We start from the raw sequence: 22,593 nt of genomic DNA on the forward strand, positions 1-22,593 counted from the left end.
ATCCGGCGGCACCAAGCCGCCGACCTACTCTCCGTGCACTGCCGCCAGGTTGTCCTCGGAACGGTCCAGGTAGGCCAGCAGGAGATCCGCGGCCCGGTCCGGATCGCCGGCTTCCAACGCCTCACAGATTGCTTCGTTGTCCGGCAGGTAGCGCTGGTAGAACAGTGCATCAGCGGTGGCCTTGTGGAAGAACAAGCGCATCTCGGCCAGCACCTGGGCCATGACCGTGTTCAGCCGCGGGCTGCGGGCCATCGCCACGATGGCACCGTGGAAGTGCTGGTTAGCGGTCCCCCCGGCTTCATCGTCTCCGGCCGCCGCAGCGCGCTTGCCTTCCTCCACCGCGGCCCGGACAGCGGCCACATCCTCGGGGCTGCCTCCGCCGCGCATCGCGCTGACCTCGATAAACCGCCGGACCGTATAGACGTCATGGATGTCCTCCGCCCCCAGGCTTGCCACGAAGACGCCGCGGTTGGGGTGCCGGACCACCAGACGCTCACTGGCCAGTTCCGCAAACGCCTCCCGCACTGTGTTCCGGGAGACGCCCAGGTCCTCGGCAATGGTGGATTCGGTGAGCCTCGCCCCCGGGATCAACGCGCCTTCGGCCAGCTGCCGGCGGAGTTCCTGGGCCACGCGTTCAGCCACGGACGGCATGGCCACCCGGAGGCGGCCTGCGGAAGCGGGAGCGGAATCGAGAGTGGCCATACCCGAGAATTTACACGATCGTCACATCGTTGAATCGAAGGATTGTTGAACAATCCGTAGATTTGGTGCATCCTAGTTATGACCAACCAATGAGACGGGGATCACAAATGACTTCCATCGACCTCAACAGCGACGTCGGCGAGTCCTTCGGCCGCTGGACCCTCGGCGACGATGCCGCCATGTTCAGCTCGGTGTCCAGCGCCAACGTGGCCTGCGGCTTCCATGCCGGGGACCCCACCGTGATCCGCCGGACCTGCCGGAACGCGGCGGAGGCCGGCGTCGTCATCGGCGCCCACGTGGGCTACCGCGACCTCGCAGGCTTCGGACGCCGCTTCCTGGACATCAGCCCAGGCGAACTGGCCGACGACGTGGTGTACCAGATCGGTGCTCTGCAGGCATTGGCCGCCGCCGAAGGAACGAAAGTCCGGTACGTGAAGCCGCACGGCGGCCTGTACAACGCGATTGTGTCGCACACCGCCCAGGCGCGCGCCGTCGTCGACGCCGTGAAGTCCGTGGATCCCGGCCTGCCCATCATGGGGCTGCCAGGCTCGGAAGTCCTGCGGCTGGCAGAGGAAGCGGGCCTGCGGGCAGTGACCGAAGCCTTCGCGGACCGCGCCTACAACCCGGACGGGACCCTCGTGTCCCGTACCCAGCCGGGCGCAGTCCTTCACGATCCCGCCGAAGTGGCGGAGCATGTATTAAGGATGGCCACCGAACAGTCCGTCAGGACCATCGACGGGTCCATCCTGAAAATCCGCGCAGAAAGCATCTGCTTGCATGGTGACTCCCCAGGGGCGGTCGCAATGGCCACCGCCGTGAAGTCCGCACTCGCCGACGCCGGCATCAGCATCGGCGCGTTCGCCTAGCCAGTCCGCCCGGCTACCGCCCCCCGTATCCAAGGCCAACAGGCCCCGCACCACCCTCACCCCCGGAGGAACCCATGACCAGCACCAACAAGGCAGCGAAGACGGCGGCAAGGAAGCCGCCGGCCGGCGCACTGAAGGCTTACGTCGCCAGCCTCACCGGCACCTCGCTCGAGTACTACGATTTCGCCATCTACTCGGTGGCCTCGGCCCTCGTCTTCCCCAAGATCTTCTTTCCCTCGGATGACGAATTCGTAGGGCTGCTCCTGTCCTTCTCGGCCTTCGCGGTGGGCTACCTGGCCCGCCCCATCGGCGGTGTGGTGTTCGGCCGGCTCGGTGACAAGGTGGGCCGCAAATACGTCCTCGTCTTCACCCTGGTGCTGATCGGCGCCGCCACCGTCCTCATCGGTGCGCTGCCCGACTACTCAGCCATCGGCATCGCCGCCCCCATCATCCTGGTGCTCCTGCGCCTGGCCCAGGGCATCGGCGTCGGCGGCGAATGGGGCGGCGCGGTGCTGCTCTCCAGCGAGTTCGGCGATCCCAACAAGCGCGGATTCTGGTCCTCCGCCGCGCAGATCGGCCCGCCCGCCGGCAACCTGATGGCCAACGGCGTCCTCGCCGTCCTGGCCGCCTCGCTCAGCAACGAAGCATTCCTGTCCTGGGGCTGGCGCGTCGCATTCCTCGCCTCCGCGATCCTGGTGGCCTTCGGCCTGCTGATCCGCCTCAAGCTCGAGGAAACCCCGGTCTTCAAAGCCATCCAGGCCCACGGTGACCGCCCCAAGGCACCCATCAAGGAAGTCTTCACCAAGGAGCCCAAGGCCCTCATCTCGGCAGCCCTGTCCCGCCTGTGCCCGGACGTCCTCTACGCCCTCTTCACCGTGTTCGTGGCCGTCTACGCCACCAAGCAACTCGGCATGACCACCGGCAACGTCCTGGCGGCCATCCTCATCGGTTCCGCGTTCCAGCTCTTCCTTATCCCGGCCGCCGGCGCCCTCACCGACCGCATCAACCGCCGCTGGGTCTACGGGATCGCCGCCGCCGCAACCGCCATCTACATTCCGCTGTTCTTCCTGATGATCCAGGGCAAGTCCGTGCTGATGCTCACCATCGGCGTGGTAATCGGCCTGGCCCTGCACGCCTTCATGTACGGCCCGCAGGCCGCGTTCATCACGGAGCAGTTCCCGGCCCGCCTCCGCTACGCCGGCAGCTCGCTCGCGTACACGCTGGCCGGCGTCATCGGCGGCGCCGTGGCCCCGCTGATCTTCACCGCCCTCTACGGCGCGGCCTCCGGTGGCTGGCACCTGATTGCCGGATACCTCGCCCTGACAGCGGTCATCACCATCGTGGGCATGCGCCTGGGCCGCGATCCGCAGCCTGAGGAAGATGTCCGCCTGCTCGACAACAGCGCAAAGGAGAGCCACGCCTGAGCGGCGCGGCCGGTCCCCATGGAAACAGTCAGTAGCCCCGCCACGGCATCCCGTGTGCTGTCCGCCCGTGTTTTGGCCGTACGGCCCGTAGGCACCACGGCAGTGCTCGCCGAACTCTCCGGCCTCCGCGACGTCCTGGCCCTGCAGGCCCTCCTGCTGGAGGCGCCGCTGCCCGGCCAGGTGGACGTCCTGGCCGCCGCCGAAACCGTGATGGTGAAGGCGGACTCGCCCGCGGCGGCACGCCGGATGGCTGCCCGTTTGCTGGCGATGGACCTGACGGTCCAGTCCCACGCCGAAGGCGCGCTGGTCACCATCGACACCGTGTACGACGGCGAGGACCTCGCCGAGGTGGGAAGGCTCACCGGCCTGGGCGCTGACGGAGTAGTGGCCGCCCATACGGGACAGGTCTGGACGGTGGCCTTCGGTGGCTTCGCCCCCGGGTTCGGCTACATGGTGGGGGAAAACCAGTCACTGGAGGTCCCGCGCCGGAGTTCACCCCGCACCGCTGTCCCTGCCGGGTCCGTGGCGCTGGCCGGCAACTATTCGGCCGTCTACCCCCGGCAGTCGCCGGGCGGCTGGCAACTGATCGGCCGCACCGCGGCACCCATGTGGGACCTCAGCCGGGAGCAGCCGGCCCTGGCCGCTCCGGGTGACCGCGTCCAGTTCCGCGCCGTGCGGGAACTCGTGGAAATTCCGGCCGCACCGGCCGGAACCTCCGGGCATCCCAGTGTGGAGTCCGGCCTCCGCATCCTCTCCCCCGGGCTCCAGAGCCTGGTCCAGGACCTCGGCCGGCCCGGGCATGCGGGACTCGGGGTGTCATCGGCCGGTGCGCTGGACCGCGCCTCGGTGCGTCGCGCCAACCGGGTGCTGGGCAACGGCCCCTCCGCCGCCGTGATCGAAAGCGTTGCCGGCGGCCTGCGCGTCCAGGCCGTGGGCGACCAGGTGCTGGCCGTCACCGGGGCGCCGTCGGCACTGACTGTAGTGACGCCGTCGTCCGCTGCCGAAACCGACGACGCCGAAGACGGCAGCTGGCCCGACGAGGTCCGCACCGTGCCCATGGCCACCGCCTTCGCCCTGCTGGACGGCGAAACCCTGACCGTGGGCGCCCCGGAAAGGGGCTTCCGCACCTACCTGGCCATCCGCGGCGGCGTGGAAGCGGAATCCGTGCTGGGCAGCCGGTCCACTGACACCATGTCCGGAATCGGGCCGGCGCCGCTGGCCGCCGGGCAAGTGCTCGGCGCCGGCGCCACCACAACATCCAACGTGGTGGGCAACCCCGAGCTGCAGCCCGACTACCCGGACGCCGGGGTCACGGTGCTGGACATTGTCCCCGGTCCCCGCGACGACTGGTTTGATGCGGCGGCGCTGGAATCGCTGTGCAGCCAGGATTGGGCCGTCACGCCGCGGTCCAACCGGGTGGGCATGCGCCTGGCCGGCGAACCGCTTCGCCGCAGCCGGGACGGCGAGCTGCCCAGTGAGGGGACCATGGCCGGTGCCCTGCAGATTCCGCCGGAAGGCCAGCCCGTGCTCTTCCTTGCCGACCATCCCATCACAGGCGGTTATCCCGTGATCGGAGTGGTGGCGGACTACCACCTGGATCTCGCCGCGCAGGTTCCGGTGGGCGGCTCCATCCGGTTCCGCTGGGCACCCGACCTGCCTGCCTCCGCGGACACCTCCCGCCACCATTTCCACGATTCCCTAGACGAAGTGAGCAACTGATGCGCAAGGTCCTCATCGCCAACCGAGGAGAAATCGCTGTCCGCATCGCCCGGGCCTGCGAGGACGCCGGGCTCGAATCCGTGGCGGTCTACGCGGACGTGGACGCCGATGCCATGCACGTGGGTGCCGCCACCGAGGCGTACAGCCTGGGCGGCAACGCCCCGTCGGAGACCTACTTGGACGTCGCCAAGCTGCTGGGCGTCGCAGCCGAGTCCGGAGCGGACGCCGTCCACCCAGGCTACGGCTTCCTGTCCGAGAACGCCGGTTTCGCGGAAGCGGTCATCGGCGCAGGGCTGACGTGGATCGGGCCCAGCCCGGATGCCATCCGGCAGCTGGGCAACAAGATCACTGCGCGTGAGATCGCCGTGCGCGCGGGGGCGCCGCTGGTGGCCGGCAGCGACGGTCCGGTGGACTCGGCCGCTGAGGCCCGCGCCTTCGCCGAGGAACACGGCCTGCCCATCGCCATCAAGGCTGCCTTCGGCGGCGGCGGGCGCGGGCTGAAGGTGGTCCGGGAAATGGGCCAGGTGGAGGAGGCGTTCGATTCCGCAGTACGCGAGGCCGTGGTGGCTTTCGGCCGCGGCGAATGCTTCGTGGAACGCTACCTGGACCGGCCCCGCCACGTGGAGGCCCAGGTCCTGGCGGACCAGCACGGCAACGTGGTGGTGGTGGGAACCCGGGACTGCTCGCTGCAGCGCCGGCACCAGAAACTCGTGGAAGAGGCCCCCGCCCCGTTCCTCACCGAGGGCCAGACCCGCCAGATTTACGACGCCGCCAAGGCAGTCTGCCGCGAAGCCTCCTACGCGGGGGCCGGGACCGTCGAATTCCTGGTGGCCGCCGACGGCACCGTCGCTTTCCTCGAGGTGAACACCCGCCTGCAGGTGGAGCACCCCATCACCGAGGAAACCACTGGCATCGACCTGGTCCAGGAGCAGTTCCGGATTGCCGCGGGCGAACCGCTCCGCTGGGACGCCGATCCGTCGCCGCGGGGGCATGCTTTCGAATTCCGGCTGAATGCCGAGGACGTTGGGCGCGGCTTCCTGCCCTCACCCGGGACCGTTACGGCCTTCAGTGGTCCCACCGGCCCGGGAATCCGCCTCGATTCCGGCGTCCGTGCCGGGTCCGTTGTGGCGCCTCAGTTCGATTCGCTGCTGGCCAAGCTGATTGTCACAGGCGCGGACCGGCAGCAGGCGCTCCGCCGGGCACGCCGGGCCCTGGCCGAAATGCAGATCGGCGGCGTGGCCACCGTCCTGCCATTCCACCGCGCCGTGGTGGAGGCCTCCGATTTCACGTCCGAAACGGAGCTCGGCATCCACACACGCTGGATCGAAACCGACTTTGCCGAGACCATCGGCGCGGACCCGGAGTTCGGAACTTCCGTCCCGGACGGTGCGCGGCGCACCATCACCGTTGACGTGGACGGCCGGCGCCTCGCCGTCGGGCTGCCCGCAGCGCTGCTGGACGGCTGGGCGCGTTCCGGCGGCCAAGTTCCCGCCGGCGTCACCCCGGCGGGCGGCCCCTTCGGTGCGGAGAACGACGGCGGCACTGCCACAGGTACCGCGGCCCCCGGTGAGTTGCGGGCGGACATGGCAGGGACTGTGGTGAAGTGGCTGGTCGAACCGGGCGCCGAGGTGGCGGCCGGGGATCCCGTCGTCGTCCTTGAAGCAATGAAGATGGAAACCCAGGTCACCGCCCACCGCTCCGGGACCCTCGATGACGTGCGGGTGGACGCCGGAGGCGTGGTTACCGCGGGAGGCGTGCTGGCACTCATCACCTGACGCCGCGGGCGGCCGGACGGGTCAGAGATTGACCATCTTCATGCCGTTCTCGTCGTAGCGGTCCCCGGCGACGCCGAGCCTGAGGGCGAGGCCATTGAGGTCCGCGACGTCGTCGGCGGAGAGTGCCATGGCGGTGGCACCCGCGTTTTCGTCGATCCGTTCGCGGCGGCGTGTGCCCGGGATGGGGGCGATGAAGGGGTGCTGTGCCAGCAGCCATGCCAGGGCTATTTGTCCGGCGGTGGCGCCGCGCGCTTCGGCGAGCGCGCGGACGTGGTCCACAAGCGCCTGGTTCGCAGCCAGGTTTTCGCCCTGGAACCGCGGGATGTGCGAGCGGATTTCGTCCGGGGCGAAGGTGCTGCCCGCCGTCACGGTTCCGGTGAGGAAGCCCTTGCCCAGCGGGCTGAACGGCACGAATCCGATTCCCAGTTCCGCCAGCGTGGGGAGGACCTCGGCTTCGGGATCGCGGGTCCACAGCGAGTACTCGGACTGGACCGCCGTCACTGGGAACTCCGCGTGGGCGCGGCGGATGGTGCCGGCTCCTGCTTCGGAGAGCCCGAAATGCTTGACCTTGCCTTCGGCGACCAGCTCGCCCACGGCGCCGGCTACTTCCTCGATGGGCACGGAGGGGTCCACGCGGTGCTGGTAGAACAGGTCGATGGATTCGACGCCCAGGCGGCGCAGCGATCCTTCGGCGACCCGCCGGATCTGCTCGGGCCGGGAGTCGGTGCCCTGCATCCGCCCGTCCAGGATGTTCCAGCCGAACTTCGTGGCCACCTGCACTTTGTCGCGGATCGGTGCGATCGCTTCGCCTACGAGTTCCTCGTTGACGTAGGGGCCGTAGACCTCGGCGGTGTCGATGAACGTGACGCCCTGGTCCACGGCGTACCGGATCACGTCGATCATGTCGTCGCGGCCGCCGGGGTTGGGGCCGTAGCTCTGGGACATCCCCATCGCGCCGAAGCCGATTGCGGATACCTCGAAGCCCTGCCCAAGTGTCCTGGTGTGCATGGTGGTTCCTTTCATTGCAGGTGATGGCTTCAATGCAACACCGGTTATCCGCTGGCCGGCAGTGACTGCCGTTCAGGGTACTGCCAGTACCTCCCTGGGGTTAGCGGGGCCGGCGTTTTCCAAGGATCAGGCCAGCCAGTGATGACAGGCCAAAGATGGAGCACAGCATCCCCGAAAACCCGGCGAACCCAGCGCCTCCCGAGCCCGTCAGAAGCAGGACACCGAGGGTGAGCCCGGCGGCTCCCCCGCCAAGGCGCCACGCACGCCGTGCCTTGATATTCGGCTCATGTCCAGACATCCCGTACTTCCGGGGCGTTCCCATGCGATTCGCCTGCGGGTCCGGGTCGGTGGCATCGGGACCCTCCACCACGCGGCCGGCCTCGTCCACCCATTGGCCCGTTCCAATCTCGGGGCAATTGGCGTGCACGCTCTCATCCACCGTGGCGAAGTCTGCGGGATGGCCCCGGTACATCATCGCGGAGAGGTCCACGCCGAAGTCCACGCGCCCATCGGCCCAGTAAGCGTCGTAGCGGACCAGGCGCCGGGGGCGGTTCAGCCACCTTGAGGGCCGCAGGAAGGCCGTCGCCCGGACGGCCATCGGGTGTTCTATGGGTTGGCGCATGGATCGATAGTTGCACAACGGGCCCTACCTCTTCGCGATCCCGGCGCCGCGCGTCATAGCCCCGGCAGGCCGCCGTCGTACGGGCAAGCGGGAGGCGCTGCGGGGCGGGTGCGGCCCCCGCCGAAGGCCCTGTTGCGCCACCGACCTGCGCTTCTAGACTGGGGAGATGGGGACGGAGGAGCAGAACGAAGATTTCCAGCGCCTGCACCAGCTCATTGCCGGAGCAGACGACGTCAAAGGCTTCCTGGAGGGGATGACCCGATACGCGGCGGCAGCCCTCAGCCGGACAGCAGGGTCCAGGATTGAATGTGCGGTGACCCTGCACCGGCGGCGCCGCCGGGCGACGATTGCCGGCAGCAGTGACATCGCGATCCTGCTGGACGGCGTGGAGCAGTCGCTTGGTGACGGCCCGTGCCTGGAGGCGCTCCAGACGCTCCAGCCGGTGTTGCTGGCTGACACGGACAACGACGTCCGGTGGCCTGCCTACTCCAGGAGCCTTGCGGCCGCAGGTTCCCGGAGCGTCCTGGGCGTCCCGCTGGACCTTGGGAACGACGCGTCCGCAGCGCTGAACTTCTTTGCCGCCGACACCGGACTCTTCACCCGGGAAACCATTGACGAAGCGGCAGTCTTCGCCGACATGGCCGGACAGGCCCTGCGCCTCGCAGTGAGGATTGCCACCGCAGATCTGCTGGCATCTGACCTGAAGGCCGCCATGGAAAGCCGTACATCCATCGACCTGGCCACCGGCATCATCATGGAACAGGACCACTGCAGCCAGGAAGAAGCTTTCACGAAGCTGCACCAGGCCTCAGCGAACCGGAACGAAAAACTCCGCGACCTGGCCGAGGAAATCCTTCGGGCGCGGACCTCGGCCGAACAGGCTGCCAGCTCCACGCACTTCGACATGTAGCCACCGGCTTCCTGCGAGTGTGCCTAGCCGTGCGACCAACTCCGCCAGCCGTGCTTCCTGAGCTGTAAACAATCGCATGGCTATTTGACCGACCGGCCACCCACCGCATGCCTGTTGGAAGCTTGGGATGCCTCCAAGTTTTTCCCAGCGTGGAGGCCACATTGTTGTCCCGGGGCAACAATAATCAGCTTTCGGTCTTACCACGACGAGGTGGAGGAACCCATGGAATCAACACGCAGGAATGTTCTGAAGTTCGGCGTTCTGGGCGGCGTTGTGGCCGCGGCAGGCCTGCAGGCAACTGGGCTGGCAGGGGCCCAGGCCAGGGGCGGGTCGGATGACGTGTCCTCGTCCTCGGGTTCTACGCCGAGCCGGTTGGCGTCGAATAATATGCCCGTCCCGTTCCGTGCGGTGTTCAAGCGTCCGCCGGAGCTCGTTCCGTACTCCACGGGCTATGATCCGGACGGGCAGCCGTTCGCGAAGTACTCGCTCTCCCAGCGCCTGGGCCAGGCGCAGATCGCCCCCGGGCTGATGACCACTCTCGCCGGGTACAACGGGATCTTCCCGGGCCCCAGCATCCGGGTGGAACAGGGCACCCGGAGCGAATTGCGGATCAGCAACAGGATGCCGGCCAAGGGAATACTGTATCCGGACACCCCCAATACCGTGACGCACCTGCACGGCTCGGCCTCGCTCCCCCAGTACGACGGCTATGCAAACGACCGCACCGCCCCTGGAAACGTGAAGAACTACCAGTACCCGAACTGGCAGGCGGCCCGGACGCTTTGGTACCACGATCACAACCACATGCTGACGGCCCAGGGCGTCTACTCCGGCCTGGCTGCCACCTACTCCATCACCAACCAGCACGAGCGCGAGCAGCTGCCCCAGGGGGAGTTCGACGTGCCGATCCTTGTTTCAGACGTGATGCTCAACGCCGATGGCTCCCTGGGCTACAACGACAACGGCCACTCCGGGCTGTGGGGAGACATCATCATGGTCAACGGTGTGCCGTGGCCAACCATGAAGGTCAAGCCGCGGATCTACCGGTTCCGGTTCCTGGTGGGCTCCATTACCCGGTCCTACCGCTTCGCCCTGTCCACCGGGGACCCGTTCTACGTTGTGGGCACCGATGCCGGAATGACGCCGAACGTCCAGGCAGTGTCCTCCTGGCGGCAGGGTACCGCCGAACGCTACGAGGTCCTGGTCGATTTCCGTAAGTACAAGCCCGGCCAGAGCGTGGAGCTGCGGAATCTCAGCAACAAGAACAACATCGACTTTGCCAACACCGGCAAGGTCATGAAGTTTGAGGTCGTGGCCGATTCCCCGTCACTGCTGCCTGGGTCCCGCTCGATCACTGCCATTCCAAAAACCCTCGATCCCGGTGAACACCCCACCAAGGCCAGCGGCGGCCTGGACACCATGTCCCTCACCCCGGACATGGCGGTGGCCAAGAGGACTCTGCGCGTCCAGCGCAAGAGCGGCGAATGGACCATCAACGGCGAGACGTGGGATGACGTGGAGAAGTCCAACTTCACCAGGGTCTTCGCCAACCCGCAGCGCAACCAGGTGGAGCAGTGGACCATCGTCAATGAATCCGGCGGCTGGTTCCACCCGGTGCATATCCACCTGATCGACGGAAAAATCATCGGCCGCAACACCAACGGAGGCAAACCCTTTGCCTGGGAGAATGGCCCCAAGGACGTCTTCTACGCCGGAGAAAACGAATCCGTCACGGTACTGATGCAGTTCGATACCGGCAAGCATGAGGGCGGACGCTACATGGTCCATTGCCACAACCTCGTTCACGAGGACCACGACATGATGGTCCAGTTCGCGGTTGGGGATCTCAAAAACAACGATCCCATCAATGCCGACAAGCCCATCCTCGAGAACATCCCGGAAGGAAGTTTCTCTTCAAGCTACAAGCCCTCCTACCCGGCCGGCACCTGAGATGAAAGCCAAGGTCCTGCTCACGACGACGGCCCTGCTCTCCCTGGCATTGGCCGGGTGTACAGGCGCGGACGTCAGCCCGAACAGTCCCCCGGCCCAGGATGCGGTGGTGGCCCCATCGGATGCCAAAACGGCCGGTACCGTGGGCGCGTCAGCGGAGGAAGGCCTGGACGTAGGCAACAGCAGGCCAGTGGTCAGTTATGACGGGCTCATGGTGCGGCGCCGGGTGGTCATCGCCGTCAACTCCGAAATAGACGCCGACCTTGCAGGGCTCCGCGCAAAGCTGGTGGCAGCAGCCGCGCCGCGGGGCCTCGCCCTGACCGACATCTCCCCTGACGTACTGGAGCCGGCGGTCCTCGACGAAGTAATGCCCGAACTGATTGTGGCTCTACCGGCCGAGGCAACCCTCGAGGACGGCCGGGCCGTGGCCGGCCAGGCTGCCGGGGAGGACACGGTCGAGCTAGGGGCGGAGGGCTTCCACGTCCTCCGGACCCTGGTCCACGACCTGTGCTTCACCATCCCGGCCGACGACCCTGCTGCACTCGCGGCAGCCGTCGAGACAGAGGGAATCCTCTCAGACGCGCTCGGAAGCTACGGAGTAACGGCGGCCGACGGCAAGCTCAGCGTCAATTACACCGGCCCACTGCTCGCTGACAACATCGTGGAAAGTGTCCGCGAAGGACTCGCCCGCCCGGCGCACACCACGGCGTCCGCCGTCACGGTCGAACCGGAATCCACGGACGGGGCCGGAGTGGACATGGCAACGGAACCACCCTGGACAGCGGAGGCAAAGTCCGGGGCACACACCACCGCCCACGGCTGAGCCGGCGGGGAAGCTGGAAGAGAAGGCAGATGCGGAGCGCGTTCTCTCCGCTTCTGCCGTCCCTGCGGCAACATTCGTCAACCAGGATCAGACCGCGAAAATGCCCCACGACGCTGTGCAGGTCGCTCCAGGCTCCAGCCTGATCAGGTCCACACCGCTGTTGAAGGCGTCGGGCGGGCAGGTCATGGGTTCCACAGCGAGACCCAGGCGGTTCGGGAACGGTGGCTTTTTGTCCGCGGTGTGAATCTGGAGCCATTGGCACATACGGTCCCAGGACATTCCGACGCCGGTGCCGGTTGGGTCGTGGACCAGGACGCGAGCCTGTCCGCCGTCGTCGAATTTTATGTCCGTGAACGCGTGGTCGATCTCCGTCGCGCCGATGGCGCGGGAGGCGCGGAAATCGAACTCATGGCCGTCCACGCCACGCACTTCTTTCGGCAGGAGCCGGTCCGGCGTAACCTCCAGAAAGGATCCCGCGGGGACTTCCAACTTCCATTCATTGAGCGGTGACGGGCCAGCCAGCAGGTAGGGGTGCGGACAAACCCCATACGGTGCCGTGGTGCTGCCGAGGTTCTCAGCTGAGACCGTACTGTGGAGCCCGTCTTCCCCGAGCCGGTATTCGACGACGATACGCAACTCATGCGGGTATCCCGCCGTCCGCGCAGGCGAGCAGGAGAGCTTTACGGATGCGTCGTCGTGTGACTCCAGCGCCCAGTCGAGCGGGAACACCAGTCCGTGCAGGGCACAGCCGCGGTCGGCTTCGTTGACCGGCACCTCGTAGTCTGCACCATCAAACGAGTACCGGCCGTCGGCGATCCGATTGGGCCACGGGGCAGCGATAACGCCGCGGTAATCCGGGATGAGAGCACCTTCCGGGAACGGGACAATCAAGTCCCGCTTCCCGTGGCGAAGCTCCCGTAGGGCGCCCGCCCGCGCAGTAACTGCGGCGGTGTACTCCCCTGCCCGGATCCTGTACTCGGTCGCAGTCCCCCGGCCAGTTTGTCGTAGGCGGTCAGTCATCGGGTCGCTCCTTTTAGAGGGAGGCTGTCGATGGCTGCCCGCTGCACCGCCAGGCCCGCGCTGTACCGGTCGAGGTAGGCGCTGAACCCGGCTGCGTCGTCGGGACGGGGGTCCGTCGTCTCGAATTCGGCGCTGCCGAAGACGGATGTGCGGAGGAAGTGGTCGAGGTCGCCCGAGGGGTCGGTGACGAAGGCTGAGAGTACGGCTATCCCCCAAGCCCCGCCTTCGGAAGCGGATTCAGCCACTGAAACGGGCGCGTCCAGCGCACCGGCCAGGAAGCGTTGGGCGATGCCAGCCGTTCGGAACACGCCTCCATGGGCGAACATCCGGTCGACGGTGACATTTTCGCTGGCGAGAACCCGCATCCCGAGAGCAAGTGTGGCGAACACTCCATAGACCTGCGCACGCATGAAATTCGCGAGCGTGAAGTCGCTGTCAGGGGCGCGGACAACGAGGGGACGCCCCTGGCTGAGGCCCGCGATGGGTTCGCCCGCAAGGTGGTTGTACGCAAGAAGCCCGCCGGCATCCGCCTCTCCATCCAGGGCCTCATGCAGGAGCGCACTGAACGCGGCGTCCGTGTCCACGGGAACACCTGCCGCCGCAGCAAAGCGGGTGAAAAGCTGAACCCACGCTGCAAGTTCACTGGCGCCGTTGTTGCAGTGGACCATCGCCACCGGGGCACCCGCAGGTGTGGTGACGAGGTCTAGTTCGTGGTGCAGCCCTGCGAGGGGGCGCTCGAGCACCACCATCGCAAAGATGCTGGTCCCGGCGCTGACATTGCCCGTTCGCGGCGCTACCGAACAGGTGGCAACCATGCCCGTACCGGCGTCGCCCTCGGGCGGACAGAACACTGCGCCCGCCTGCAGCGCCCCTGTCGGGTCGAGCAGTGCGGCACCCGCGTCCGTCAGCAGCCCTGCGTTGGTACCCGCAACCAGGGCCTCAGGCAGCAGCCGCCCAACCTCCAGGCCGGGCGCGGTCCGCGCCACGAGCGTGTCGTAGCGTTTCAGCAGTTCCGCGTCATAGGTGTTGGTGGCCGAATCGATGGGGAACATGCCCGAAGCATCACCGATTCCAATGACTTTCCGGCCGGTAAGACGCCAATGCACGTAGCCGGCCAGGGTGGTCATGAAGTCGATTTGGGAAAGGTGCGGTTCCTGGTCAATAACAGCCTGGTGCAGGTGGGCTATGGACCATCGCAGGGGAATGTTTGTCTCAAAAAGCGTGGTGAGCTCCTGCGCTGCCGGTCCGGTATTCGTGTTCCGCCACGTCCGGAAAGGCACGAGCAGTTCACCGTCAGCGCCGAAGGCGAGATAACCGTGCATCATTGCCGAGATGCCGATCGACGCCAGGGCCCCGGGCCGCACGCCGTGCCTGCGCTCCGCGTCGTCCAGTAGACCCGCGTAGGCCGCCTGCAGACCGGACCACACCTCCTCAAGGGAGTAGGTCCACAAGCCATCCTCTAAGGCGTTCTCCCAGGTGAAACTTCCGAGGGCAAGTACTGTTCGGGGATCATCGCCAATCAGGCAAGCCTTGATGCGGGTGGAGCCAAGCTCGATCCCCAAACGGCCACGTCCGGAACGGATGACTTCGGCCGCGGTATCGGCACCGGGAGTACTCACAGAAGGTCCTTCGTTTTGTTAGCGCTAACAAGATGTGTCCAACTTACTCGATCCGGAAACTGGCGTCTAGAGGCAACCCGAACTGAAGCTCCACTCCCCAGCGGCCAAAACTCTTCCAACGGCCGTTCGCCAGTTCATTGCCGGACTCCGCCGTCGTCCCCAGCCAATCTTAAGGTTCACCCCGCAGAGTTAGCTGCGGAACTTCGGCCAACCGCTATTTGGCCGGAGTTTCGCCAATTTCCAGGCCGGGCACCGTTCAAGCCAGCAACCGCCCAGCGCCTACTCCCGTGAGACAACGCACCGGCGGGACCTTCCCGGAGTCTCGCAGCTCCACCCGATACCGGTGCCCTCGTCGTTTCCTATACCCGGCCCGGCGCGGATGCTGCTGGGCCTTCGTCTCCACCTGTGAGCGTTCGTGTGACAGGAGTGCGCGATGTTCTTCTGTCAGGATGGCTGGATGTGTGGAGTACGAGTACCGGCCGCGAGCCTGCCGGCTGAGGGGTGTGCCGGGTCGTCCGGAAGGGTGCGGCAGCGGTGAGGGTGGATGGGCTGGCCAGGGATGCGCAGTTAGTCCGGAAGGGTTTGGCGGTTCCCGGCCCGGGGTTGGAGATCAGTGTTCCCGTTCCGTCCGAGCGGCTGCAGAACCTGGTGGAGCTGGCCAGGACCGTGTGCGGGCAGCCGGTGACAGCGATCAACATCATCACCGAGGACCTGCAGTATCAGGTCGCTGCGGCCGGGATGGAGCCGTATCTGTGCTCGCGGGAGGATTCCATGTGCGCTGTCGGGTTCCTGAACGGTGAATCAACGATCGTGGAGGACGCCTCCCTCGATCCCCGATACAGCGGCAACCCGTTCGTCGATGGCCGGCGTGGCGCCGTCAGGCTTTACGCATCCGTGCCGCTGGTCGCCGATGACGGTTTTGTGCTCGGCACGCTTTGCGCGGGCGCACGGGAACCCGGCAAGCTCAGTGACCGGCAGCGGCGGGGCCTGGAGATCCTGGCCGCCGAAGTCGTGGAGGCATTGGCCTTAGAACAACGGGCACACCAGCTGGCCGGTGCGCTGGCGGAAGCGCAGCGCAGCAATGCCCTGTTGGCCGAATTCGCCGGGCGGGTCAGCCATGACCTGCGCAATCCTCTGACGTCCATCCTCGGATACGTCGAACTGGGCCAGATGGAGGCAGAAAACTCCCCCCACTCCCAGATCGGACAGTACCTGGACGTCGTGGCCAGTTCCGGTCAGCGGATGCTGACCATGGTGGAGGATGTTCTGGCCTACGCCACCATCGGCGGAGAAGTCCGGCTCGCAGAGCTTTCCCTGGCCAACCTGGTCCGGGACGTTCTCCAGGACCTACAGGCAAGCATTGAGGCCCGCGGCGCCTCGGTGAACTGTGATGATCTGAGCTTCACCGGCGACCCCGTGCAGATGCGGCTCCTGCTGCAAAACCTGATCCATAACGCCGTCGCATACAGCCGGCCGGGAGTTCCCCCGGTCATCCGCGTCACGGGCCGCAGGGCCGGGGACGGGACCACCCTTCGGGTGATCGACAACGGCAAAGGCATCAGCGCCGAAGACCGCGAACGGGTCCTGGACCCGCTGGTCCGCCTGCAGCGCGAGGATGACCCGCCCGGAACAGGGCTGGGACTGGCGACCTGCGCACGGATCGCCGCCGCGACGGGAGGGCGGCTGGAGATCGGCCCGGCGCCGGAGGCCGGCACCATGGTGACCATCCACCTCGGTGAGCGCAGCTGAGGCGGCACCCCCGCTGACACCGGCCTGCCCATCCCCCAACCGCGCCGAACCATCATGCGCAGCCGGTGGCGGATCAAGGCCGGCACAAGAGCTGCCCAAGATTGGCTATCGCCCTTCCCTCCCGCCCTTCAGGGTTCCTAGAGTTTCCACGTACGCAACAACGACGGCGTCAAGGGGGACGTATGAGTTCAGGTGCGATACGGACGGGAGCGGGGAATACACCCGTCCCCGCTCCACCGAGGAAGGCGCTGGCAACGCCATGCCCGGTTCCGCAGGTCACCGTCCGACCGGGACGGGAACACGAAGTGCGGCGGCTGATCCGCGACCTCGCCGCACTTGCCGCCAACCGTCCAGCAGGCTTTTCCTGACATTCAGCATGCTCGCGGCGCAGTACCTCCGGGCGCAGTGGAAAGTCGCGCACCGGTACGGCGACGCAGCTCTTTCCTGAAGCCAGCCAGCTTTACAGAACGTCGGTTATCGGCGTTAGATTTTGGAACCCGGACGGGGTAAGCCTGTGTTGAATCGACTTCATATGGGCCCCGAATCTGGAGGTGTTGCCGTCTCAACATTCCGGAATGGTTCGTCGCGGAATTAGGGGCGGCACAGTGAAGGTTCGCGAAGGTTTGGAATCCGAGTGCAGGCGCCGCGACTCAGGAGAGCTCCATGCGAGCCAGGCTTCCAAGGAGCCCCGTGAGACACCCGACCGGCCGGTTCTAATACGTGATCCCTTCTGACAGAAATGCTGCCCAAGTAGACGTCCAACCAGCGGACGGTGCTCAAGGCCTTTTGCCGCTGTGGTGCCAGTGGAAAGCGGTGTTAATGAACATGGCGGTGACTGCGAGCCCTAGAAGGATGAACGAGGTTGTGCTTGATATAAGCCACGGCGCACCAGGCCATTTGGGAAACATTGCCCCAAGGCCAGCCGCGAAGGCAGCAAGTAGCATAATCACGTAGCCGCCGAACAGGATGCCGCGGATCCAGTTACCGAACTTCTTCACCAGCCGGCTAACACTCTCACCAGTCAGCGAAAGCACGGCAGTCCCAGCGAGCGAGAGGCCGCCGGCAACCCCTCCCAGAGTAGCGATGTTCGTAAGTCCGGCCCTCGTGTCATCAGGCTGTAGGCCGGTGAATAAGAAGCCCGCCCAAACGGAAACTCCTACAGCAACTAGGAGTGCGCTGACCAGCGCAATCCACAGGCTACGAGTTTCGGGTTTGACGGTTTCGTCTGTCATGGTCCCCTATGGCTTCCGGAGTTCGAGGAGCGGCTTGGCGTCCGCCACGAATCCCTTCATGATGGCACCCAAGGCTGACGACGAATTGATCGACAGGCCCTGGTCCTCGATCTGCACCTGAGTTTTGCGCGTCATCCTATGGCGCAACATGTCGATCTCGCCAGGCCTTCGCCCAGGCCCTTCCAGCACTACGCTAGCTTTCCTCAGGCTATCCACATGCTGTCCGAAAGTTTCACCAAACCACTCCAAAGTCTTCTTCGTATCTTGGTCGTGATGGCTAGGGTTTCGCTTCTTGATGTGGCGGATCTTGATCTCCAGCTCGAACTCTCCCTCGTAGTTGGCGTTACCACCAAGCAGGGTCCTCAAACCGCTTGTATCGCCTGCGGGAACACTCACACCGAGGGTTGCACTCCGGAGACCGCGGGCAGAACTGAGCGCGTTCCGGGTGCTCGCGTCGATGACGGGTGATGCATCCCAGTGGAAATTGTGCTGCGGCAGGAGGTCTTCGTCCCTCATCGTGCGGTCTAGCCAGCCGCATATGTACTGAGCGCGGATCGCTGACTGGTTCTCCTGCAGAACTGCAACCAAATTGCCCACAGGCAGGAACCAAACGAATGTGTTGTCCACCGGCACATGCTCGTCGTCTGTAGACATTGGCTTCTGGTCGCCGCTGGTCCGGTGCCGCTGGCTTGGCACGTGGTCCTTGTCAGTCGAAAGTACCAGTGCATAAACGGCGCCGTCATAACTGCCCGGAAAGTTCTCGCCAAGTAGCTCCTTGACCAGTACATCCGCGACGGCGTCAGGTTGCATGGCAAAGACCTTGCCAGTGATCTCCTTCTCAAGGACTCGATGCGTGATCGGATCACCATAGATCTGCTTGATGAAGGCATACCAGTTCTGCTCGTCGACTGCGTTCCCCGAGCCTGCACTGACAAGGCGCCAGTATTGGATAGTCCGTTGAATCCGTTTCTTATTACCCTTAGCCACGCGCTTTTGCCCCAGTTATCTGCGCCCGAGGGCGACTGTCTAGTTGGTATCGATCTCTATCTCATAATTTTCCGATGGGCTTGCAAAATCGTTACTTGCCACGCAAGCTTCGCCCGCCCAGCCGACGCAACCGCGCACAAGGTTCCCACGCTGATTTTGCGGCCTGCCGAGGAAAAACTTCACGAGCAGCGGCGGGCCGACCTATGTCCGCAGCTTCACGGGAAAGTCTGTGAAGTGTTGCATCGAGTGGTACTTACACCCCGAAGCCTCCCGCGTAGCGGCACTCTGGCGCGCTTGGGAACACCTGCGTCTCGACCCTGGGAGGGTATGGGCGGCGTCTGTTGGCGCGACCATGCAGACCACCACATGCGAGTCCTCCTTGACCCTCATGGGCCGTTTCTCCAACTGGACATAAAAGGTGGACCGCCAGCCCGATTTTTTGAGCCAAAGGTGGCTCTTGCATGCTGATCCCCGATGTCCGCAACCTCGCCCGCGCGAGGATTTCCGGACAAGGCACAGCGTAGAGGGTGGCGCAGTACAGCTAGCGCCGCCGGAACAAATCCATCGCTGCTCGGCCGACTTCAACAAAGGTTTGCCCGACAAATCCGACGCCACCAACAAGAGCCGCGGCAAAAATCTTGGCTGACCCGGCAAGGGTTACGCTGAGAAGCTTGGTCGTTACAGCCATTACTTGCCCGACGTCGCGCGTGAACTCAGCTAGGACGAGTGCAAGAGCTGGGATAGGCGCCATGAGGAGCCGTTCCCAGTCGACGGTCAGAGACTTCCACCAAGAGGGTTGCTCTGCACCGCCCTCCGGTTCGAGCTTGCCCATAAACCGCGTCCAGCTAATTCCCTGTGCATCACGGAAGGTTGCCCGCAGTGCAACGGGATCGGGATAAACCTTCATAGCCGTAACCAGCGAATCAGATTTTCCAGGCCGTAGCGGGCCAAGCTTGAAGGGTTCGTCCAGCAACTGTCCGTCCCCAAGGTCGACTATCTCAACGACGGCATTCTCCACGATCTGATTTGTGGCGTTTTTGTAGAAGATCTCGTAATAGCCCGCATCCTCTTCCATCCAAAAAGCTACGTTGTTTGCTTGGCTTTGCAGTTGGATTCTCTCAGCGGCTATGTCTCGTCCGCGTTCAAGTCGATAGGCTCGGGCTGCGTAAATGGCTGCTGCCACGGCGGCCACGACTGCACACCAAGTTGGTACGTCTCCCCAGTCCTGACTCAACCAAGTGGCGTCATCTGGTTGCGGCGGGATAGTTTGATTGATCTTTTCTCCCTTGCAACGGACTGTTCCAGCCAAGTAGGGTGCCGGCGCCGGTAAACAAGTGAGCATTGGGGGAACGATCCTAAGTCCTGGGAGTTTGCTGACGGGCAGTGCAGCACATGACGGCCCAACAATATCGTCCAGCAAGTCGAAACCCTCCCCGGCGCCCCTTGCTGAGTCGCTTCCAGTTACGGACGCAAGGGGTTTAGTTCTCCGTCGCCTTCCATCTGCCCCTTACTATCTTCCCGAAGAGCCTAATGTTATTTTCTGGTACGGAAACGCCTCGGCCGATCAGGTGCTGGGTGTCACCCAGCAGTCATTTGTGCCGTTCGTGAGCTTGACAGTTTCGCGGCTGGACCCCCCACGAAACGCCACTACTCCCCAGTGTCAATGGCCATTAGATTCTGCCCACGGGCGGCCAGTTGATGTGCCCGCTTGTGGCCAGTAAAACTGCCCGGTGATGGCCAACAGATCTGCCCACTGATTGGTTTCGGCGGGGTTGGCCATCGTTTGGGTTGGTCAGTTTAGTCGGGGTTCGTCGAACCCCGCCGGGTGAAGGTTGGAGCTGATCGCGACGGACCGCTTTTCATAGGCTGCGTCGACGACCCGGTAGAGGCCTTCGGCGGCGTCCGTGGCCACCGGTAAGAGGCCGATGTCATCAATTACCACGAGCTCCGCGCGCAGGATCCGGGAGACCGCCCGGGTGACGCTGTCATCGGTGCGGTGGGCCCGGATGAGGACGCCGAGGTCTTCGAGCCGGAACCAGGCGACGCGCATCCCGGCTTCGACGGCCTGCTGGCCGAGGGCTTCGAGGAAGAAGGTCTTTCCGGTGCCGGAGGGCCCGCAGATGACCAGGTTCTCCCTGCGGGTGATCCATTCCAGGGTCCGCAGCGCCTGCTGTGTCGGTGCCGGGATGGAGGACGCTGCCGGGTCCCAGGCATCGAAGGTTTTCCCGGTCGGGAAGCCAGCTGCTTTGCGGCGGGAGGCGAGCATGGACCGGGCCCGGCCCGCGGCCTCTTCGGTGAAGAGGGCTTTGATGATCTCGACCGGTTCCCAGCGCTGCGCGCGGGCGGTCGCGATCAGGTCCGGGGCCAGCGCCCGCGCGTGGGGCATTTTCAGGGACCGCATCAGAGCTTCCAGGTCCGCCGGCAGCGGCGGGGCCGCGGTGTTGGTGGTGGTGACGGGGCTCATCGGGCATCCTCCCTCGCGGTGTCCAGGGCCCGGTTGCCGATCGCGGCCCAAGCACCGGTTCCCTGGGTCAGCGAAGTCGACTCGTTGGCGGCGTGCGTGGTGGTGCGGCGGATGTTGGCGTTCAGGATCGAGGCCAGGTCCGGGTGCGCGAAGCGGCCATGCAGGGCGGCGTCGCCCAGGGCGCGGTCGACCTGGTCGGTGCCGGCGATTTTGGCCAGCGTGACGGCCTCGGCCATTTTCACGTTCATCCGTGCTGTCCCGGCCGCTGCGGCTTCCAGCAGCCAGGACCGGGCCCCTTCGCCGATCGCCAGGAACGCGGCCTCGTCCGCGCTGCGGGCCCTGACCTCATAATCGCCCGGGAGCTTTGCCCTGGCTCCGGGAAAGTGCTCATCGTTGATGGCGGGGCTGCCGGGCCGTGCCCGGTCGTGCCGGGCGACCTCGACCGGACCGGCGGCGCCGTGGTGGACGATGATGACCTGCTCGCCGGGTCCGGTGCCGTGGGTGCGCACGAACACCCGGGCCCCGAGCAAATGCGCAGGAACCGAGTACTGGGCGTTTTCGAAAGTGACCATCGGGGTGTTCTCCGGAACGGTGCGGGCCAGCCCGAACGCGACCGTGTGGGCAGTATCCGGGATCCGGTGCAACCTGGAGACTTCCTCGGCGAGCACCGCCGCGGGCTTGCGCCGCGTCACCCGGTGCTCACGGTCATTCACCTCCTCCATGAACGCCTGGCAGGCGGCCTCGAGTTCCGCGAATGAGGCGTACTCGCCGCGGAGGTTCGTGTCCTTGGGGACGAGGTCGGCCTTGGCGAGTTTCACCGAGGCTTCAACCCCGCCCTTGGTGGCCGGGTCTGCCGGCTGGCAGGTCAGCACGGTGATCCCGTAGTGCCGGGCGAAGTCCAGGGTCTGCTGATTCCGGACCGGGACCCCGGCAACATGGGCCGTGGTCACCGTCTTTTCGTTATCGGTCAGCACATAAGTCGGTGCGCCGCCGAGGATCCGGAAGCACCGGTCCAGGGCCGCGAAGACGCTCGGCGCGGTCCTGTCCCTGAGCGGGATCACGATCCGGAAGCGGGAAAACGCCAGCCAGGCCACGAACAGGATCGTCTTCACCCCGCCGATCCGGGGCCCATCGCCGAAGTCGTACTGCAGCCACATGCCCGGCTCGGTGATCCAGGGCCGGTGAACGCGAGTATGGCCCAGCCGCCACGCTGCTTTGACCTGCGCGATCGCCCGTCGAGTGGACCGTTCCGAACCCTCGTAGCCCAGGGCGAGGAGCTTCTCGTGAGCCCTATCGGCACGGATTCGGCCCTTGGAAGTCTCGATCCATTCCTCAATCTTGGGCAGGAACGCGTCCGTGACCCGGCCCCGGGCCGCTGGTTCCCCGATCGGTCGGCCCGCGTCCCTGGCCTGAACGTGTTTGGCAACGGTGTGGTGCGAGCAGCCCGTGAGCTCCGCGGTGGCGCGCAACGATCCGGTCAGATCGTAGGCAGCAAGAATTTCCATGATTTCTCCGTCAGACTTCATACAGGGCCTCTTCCTGGTTCGCTTTTGGTGCGCTTAGACACCGTCATCAAACCCCAGGGAGAGGCCCCCACCGCCTAAGACGCGGTCGGTTCAGTAAGGAAGTGGGCAGATCTCATGGCCACCGGCGGGCAGTTCCACTGGCCGCCAGCGGGCACTTTCGTGGCCGCCTATGGGCAGTTTTTCATGGCCGCTAACAC

At 65.5% G+C, this 22,593-nt stretch carries 19 protein-coding genes; 9 read left to right on the plus strand and 10 right to left on the minus strand.

Translation table 11 applies throughout. From position 1 onward, the window contains the following. Positions 1-24 precede the first annotated feature (24 nt). Entirely contained in the window at positions 25-702 is a 678-nt protein-coding gene (locus AC1DBN_RS14220; protein WP_091717224.1) for a GntR family transcriptional regulator, read from the minus strand. 107 nt (positions 703-809) lie between these two features. Here AC1DBN_RS14220 and AC1DBN_RS14225 point away from each other — a divergent pair, with 107 nt between their 5' ends. The 4 genes from AC1DBN_RS14225 to AC1DBN_RS14240 all read left to right on the plus strand — a co-directional run bounded on the left by AC1DBN_RS14225 (position 810) and on the right by AC1DBN_RS14240 (position 6,486). After that, complete coding sequence (locus tag AC1DBN_RS14225; RefSeq protein ID WP_091717222.1) at positions 810-1,568, plus strand: LamB/YcsF family protein; 759 nt, start codon at positions 810-812, stop codon at positions 1,566-1,568. A 74-nt stretch (positions 1,569-1,642) separates the two neighbouring features. Then, positions 1,643-2,992 (plus strand): MFS transporter, encoded by a 1,350-nt coding sequence (locus tag AC1DBN_RS14230; protein WP_091717220.1) that lies wholly within the window; start codon positions 1,643-1,645, stop codon positions 2,990-2,992. A gap of 18 nt (positions 2,993-3,010) precedes the next feature. After that, on the plus strand, positions 3,011-4,711 hold the full coding sequence (locus tag AC1DBN_RS14235; RefSeq protein ID WP_091717218.1) for a 5-oxoprolinase subunit B/C family protein: 1,701 nt from the start codon (positions 3,011-3,013) through the stop codon (positions 4,709-4,711). Then, positions 4,711-6,486: an ATP-binding protein gene (locus AC1DBN_RS14240; protein ID WP_314212370.1), complete on the plus strand. Its 1,776-nt coding sequence runs from the start codon at positions 4,711-4,713 to the stop codon at positions 6,484-6,486. The genes AC1DBN_RS14235 and AC1DBN_RS14240 overlap by 1 nt, the downstream gene beginning before the upstream one ends. Before the next feature lie 21 nt (positions 6,487-6,507). On the opposite strand, the gene AC1DBN_RS14245 is transcribed toward AC1DBN_RS14240, so the two are convergent. Next, positions 6,508-7,494 carry an aldo/keto reductase gene (locus AC1DBN_RS14245; RefSeq protein ID WP_091717214.1) on the minus strand — a complete coding sequence of 329 codons (987 nt, stop codon included), beginning with the start codon at positions 7,492-7,494 and terminating at the stop codon, positions 6,508-6,510. Between the two features lie 100 nt (positions 7,495-7,594). Beyond that, complete coding sequence (locus AC1DBN_RS14250) at positions 7,595-8,116, minus strand: hypothetical protein (protein ID WP_157693417.1); 522 nt, start codon at positions 8,114-8,116, stop codon at positions 7,595-7,597. A gap of 166 nt (positions 8,117-8,282) precedes the next feature. On the opposite strand from AC1DBN_RS14250, the gene AC1DBN_RS14255 reads away from it, so the two are divergent. The 3 genes from AC1DBN_RS14255 to AC1DBN_RS14265 all read left to right on the plus strand — a co-directional run bounded on the left by AC1DBN_RS14255 (position 8,283) and on the right by AC1DBN_RS14265 (position 11,799). Then, the gene (locus AC1DBN_RS14255) at positions 8,283-9,026 is read left to right on the plus strand and encodes a GAF and ANTAR domain-containing protein (RefSeq protein WP_091717210.1); all 744 of its coding nucleotides are present in this window, start codon (positions 8,283-8,285) and stop codon (positions 9,024-9,026) included. A gap of 222 nt (positions 9,027-9,248) precedes the next feature. Next, positions 9,249-10,976, plus strand: coding sequence for a multicopper oxidase family protein (locus AC1DBN_RS14260; RefSeq protein WP_091717208.1), 1,728 nt, complete (start codon positions 9,249-9,251; stop codon positions 10,974-10,976). A 1-nt stretch (position 10,977) separates the two neighbouring features. Then, positions 10,978-11,799, plus strand: coding sequence for a hypothetical protein (locus tag AC1DBN_RS14265; RefSeq protein ID WP_091717206.1), 822 nt, complete (start codon positions 10,978-10,980; stop codon positions 11,797-11,799). 87 nt (positions 11,800-11,886) lie between these two features. On the opposite strand, the gene AC1DBN_RS14270 is transcribed toward AC1DBN_RS14265, so the two are convergent. After that, entirely contained in the window at positions 11,887-12,819 is a 933-nt protein-coding gene (locus AC1DBN_RS14270) for an aldose 1-epimerase family protein (protein WP_091717204.1), read from the minus strand. Then, positions 12,816-14,438, minus strand: a complete 1,623-nt coding sequence (locus tag AC1DBN_RS14275; protein ID WP_091717202.1) for a xylulokinase — start codon at positions 14,436-14,438, stop codon at positions 12,816-12,818. Before AC1DBN_RS14275 ends, AC1DBN_RS14270 begins: the two co-directional genes overlap by 4 nt. Before the next feature lie 582 nt (positions 14,439-15,020). Here AC1DBN_RS14275 and AC1DBN_RS14280 point away from each other — a divergent pair. Next, positions 15,021-16,187 carry a sensor histidine kinase gene (locus tag AC1DBN_RS14280; protein WP_231994418.1) on the plus strand — a complete coding sequence of 389 codons (1,167 nt, stop codon included), beginning with the start codon at positions 15,021-15,023 and terminating at the stop codon, positions 16,185-16,187. A gap of 776 nt (positions 16,188-16,963) precedes the next feature. Here the strand turns inward: AC1DBN_RS14280 and AC1DBN_RS14285 are convergent. Both AC1DBN_RS14285 and AC1DBN_RS14290 read right to left on the minus strand, forming a co-directional pair. Next, on the minus strand, positions 16,964-17,419 hold the full coding sequence (locus AC1DBN_RS14285) for a hypothetical protein (RefSeq protein WP_091717198.1): 456 nt from the start codon (positions 17,417-17,419) through the stop codon (positions 16,964-16,966). Positions 17,420-17,425: 6 nt separating this feature from the next. Beyond that, on the minus strand, positions 17,426-18,406 hold the full coding sequence (locus AC1DBN_RS14290; protein WP_172829892.1) for a hypothetical protein: 981 nt from the start codon (positions 18,404-18,406) through the stop codon (positions 17,426-17,428). 229 nt (positions 18,407-18,635) lie between these two features. Between AC1DBN_RS14290 and AC1DBN_RS14295 the strand changes: the two genes are divergently transcribed. Next, entirely contained in the window at positions 18,636-18,821 is a 186-nt protein-coding gene (locus AC1DBN_RS14295) for a DUF4913 domain-containing protein (RefSeq protein WP_407681230.1), read from the plus strand. 126 nt (positions 18,822-18,947) lie between these two features. Here the strand turns inward: AC1DBN_RS14295 and AC1DBN_RS14300 are convergent, their stop codons facing one another. The 3 genes from AC1DBN_RS14300 to istA form a co-directional block, all read right to left on the minus strand. Then, positions 18,948-19,589, minus strand: coding sequence for a hypothetical protein (locus AC1DBN_RS14300; protein WP_157693416.1), 642 nt, complete (start codon positions 19,587-19,589; stop codon positions 18,948-18,950). Between the two features lie 609 nt (positions 19,590-20,198). After that, complete coding sequence (locus AC1DBN_RS14305) at positions 20,199-20,870, minus strand: ATP-binding protein (RefSeq protein ID WP_477723488.1); 672 nt, start codon at positions 20,868-20,870, stop codon at positions 20,199-20,201. Beyond that, positions 20,867-22,396 (minus strand): IS21 family transposase, encoded by a 1,530-nt coding sequence (gene istA / locus AC1DBN_RS14310; protein ID WP_477723489.1) that lies wholly within the window; start codon positions 22,394-22,396, stop codon positions 20,867-20,869. The genes AC1DBN_RS14305 and istA overlap by 4 nt, the downstream gene beginning before the upstream one ends. Between the last annotated feature and the right edge of the window lie 197 nt (positions 22,397-22,593).

Source organism: Pseudarthrobacter sp. 10T415 (assembly GCF_056394175.1).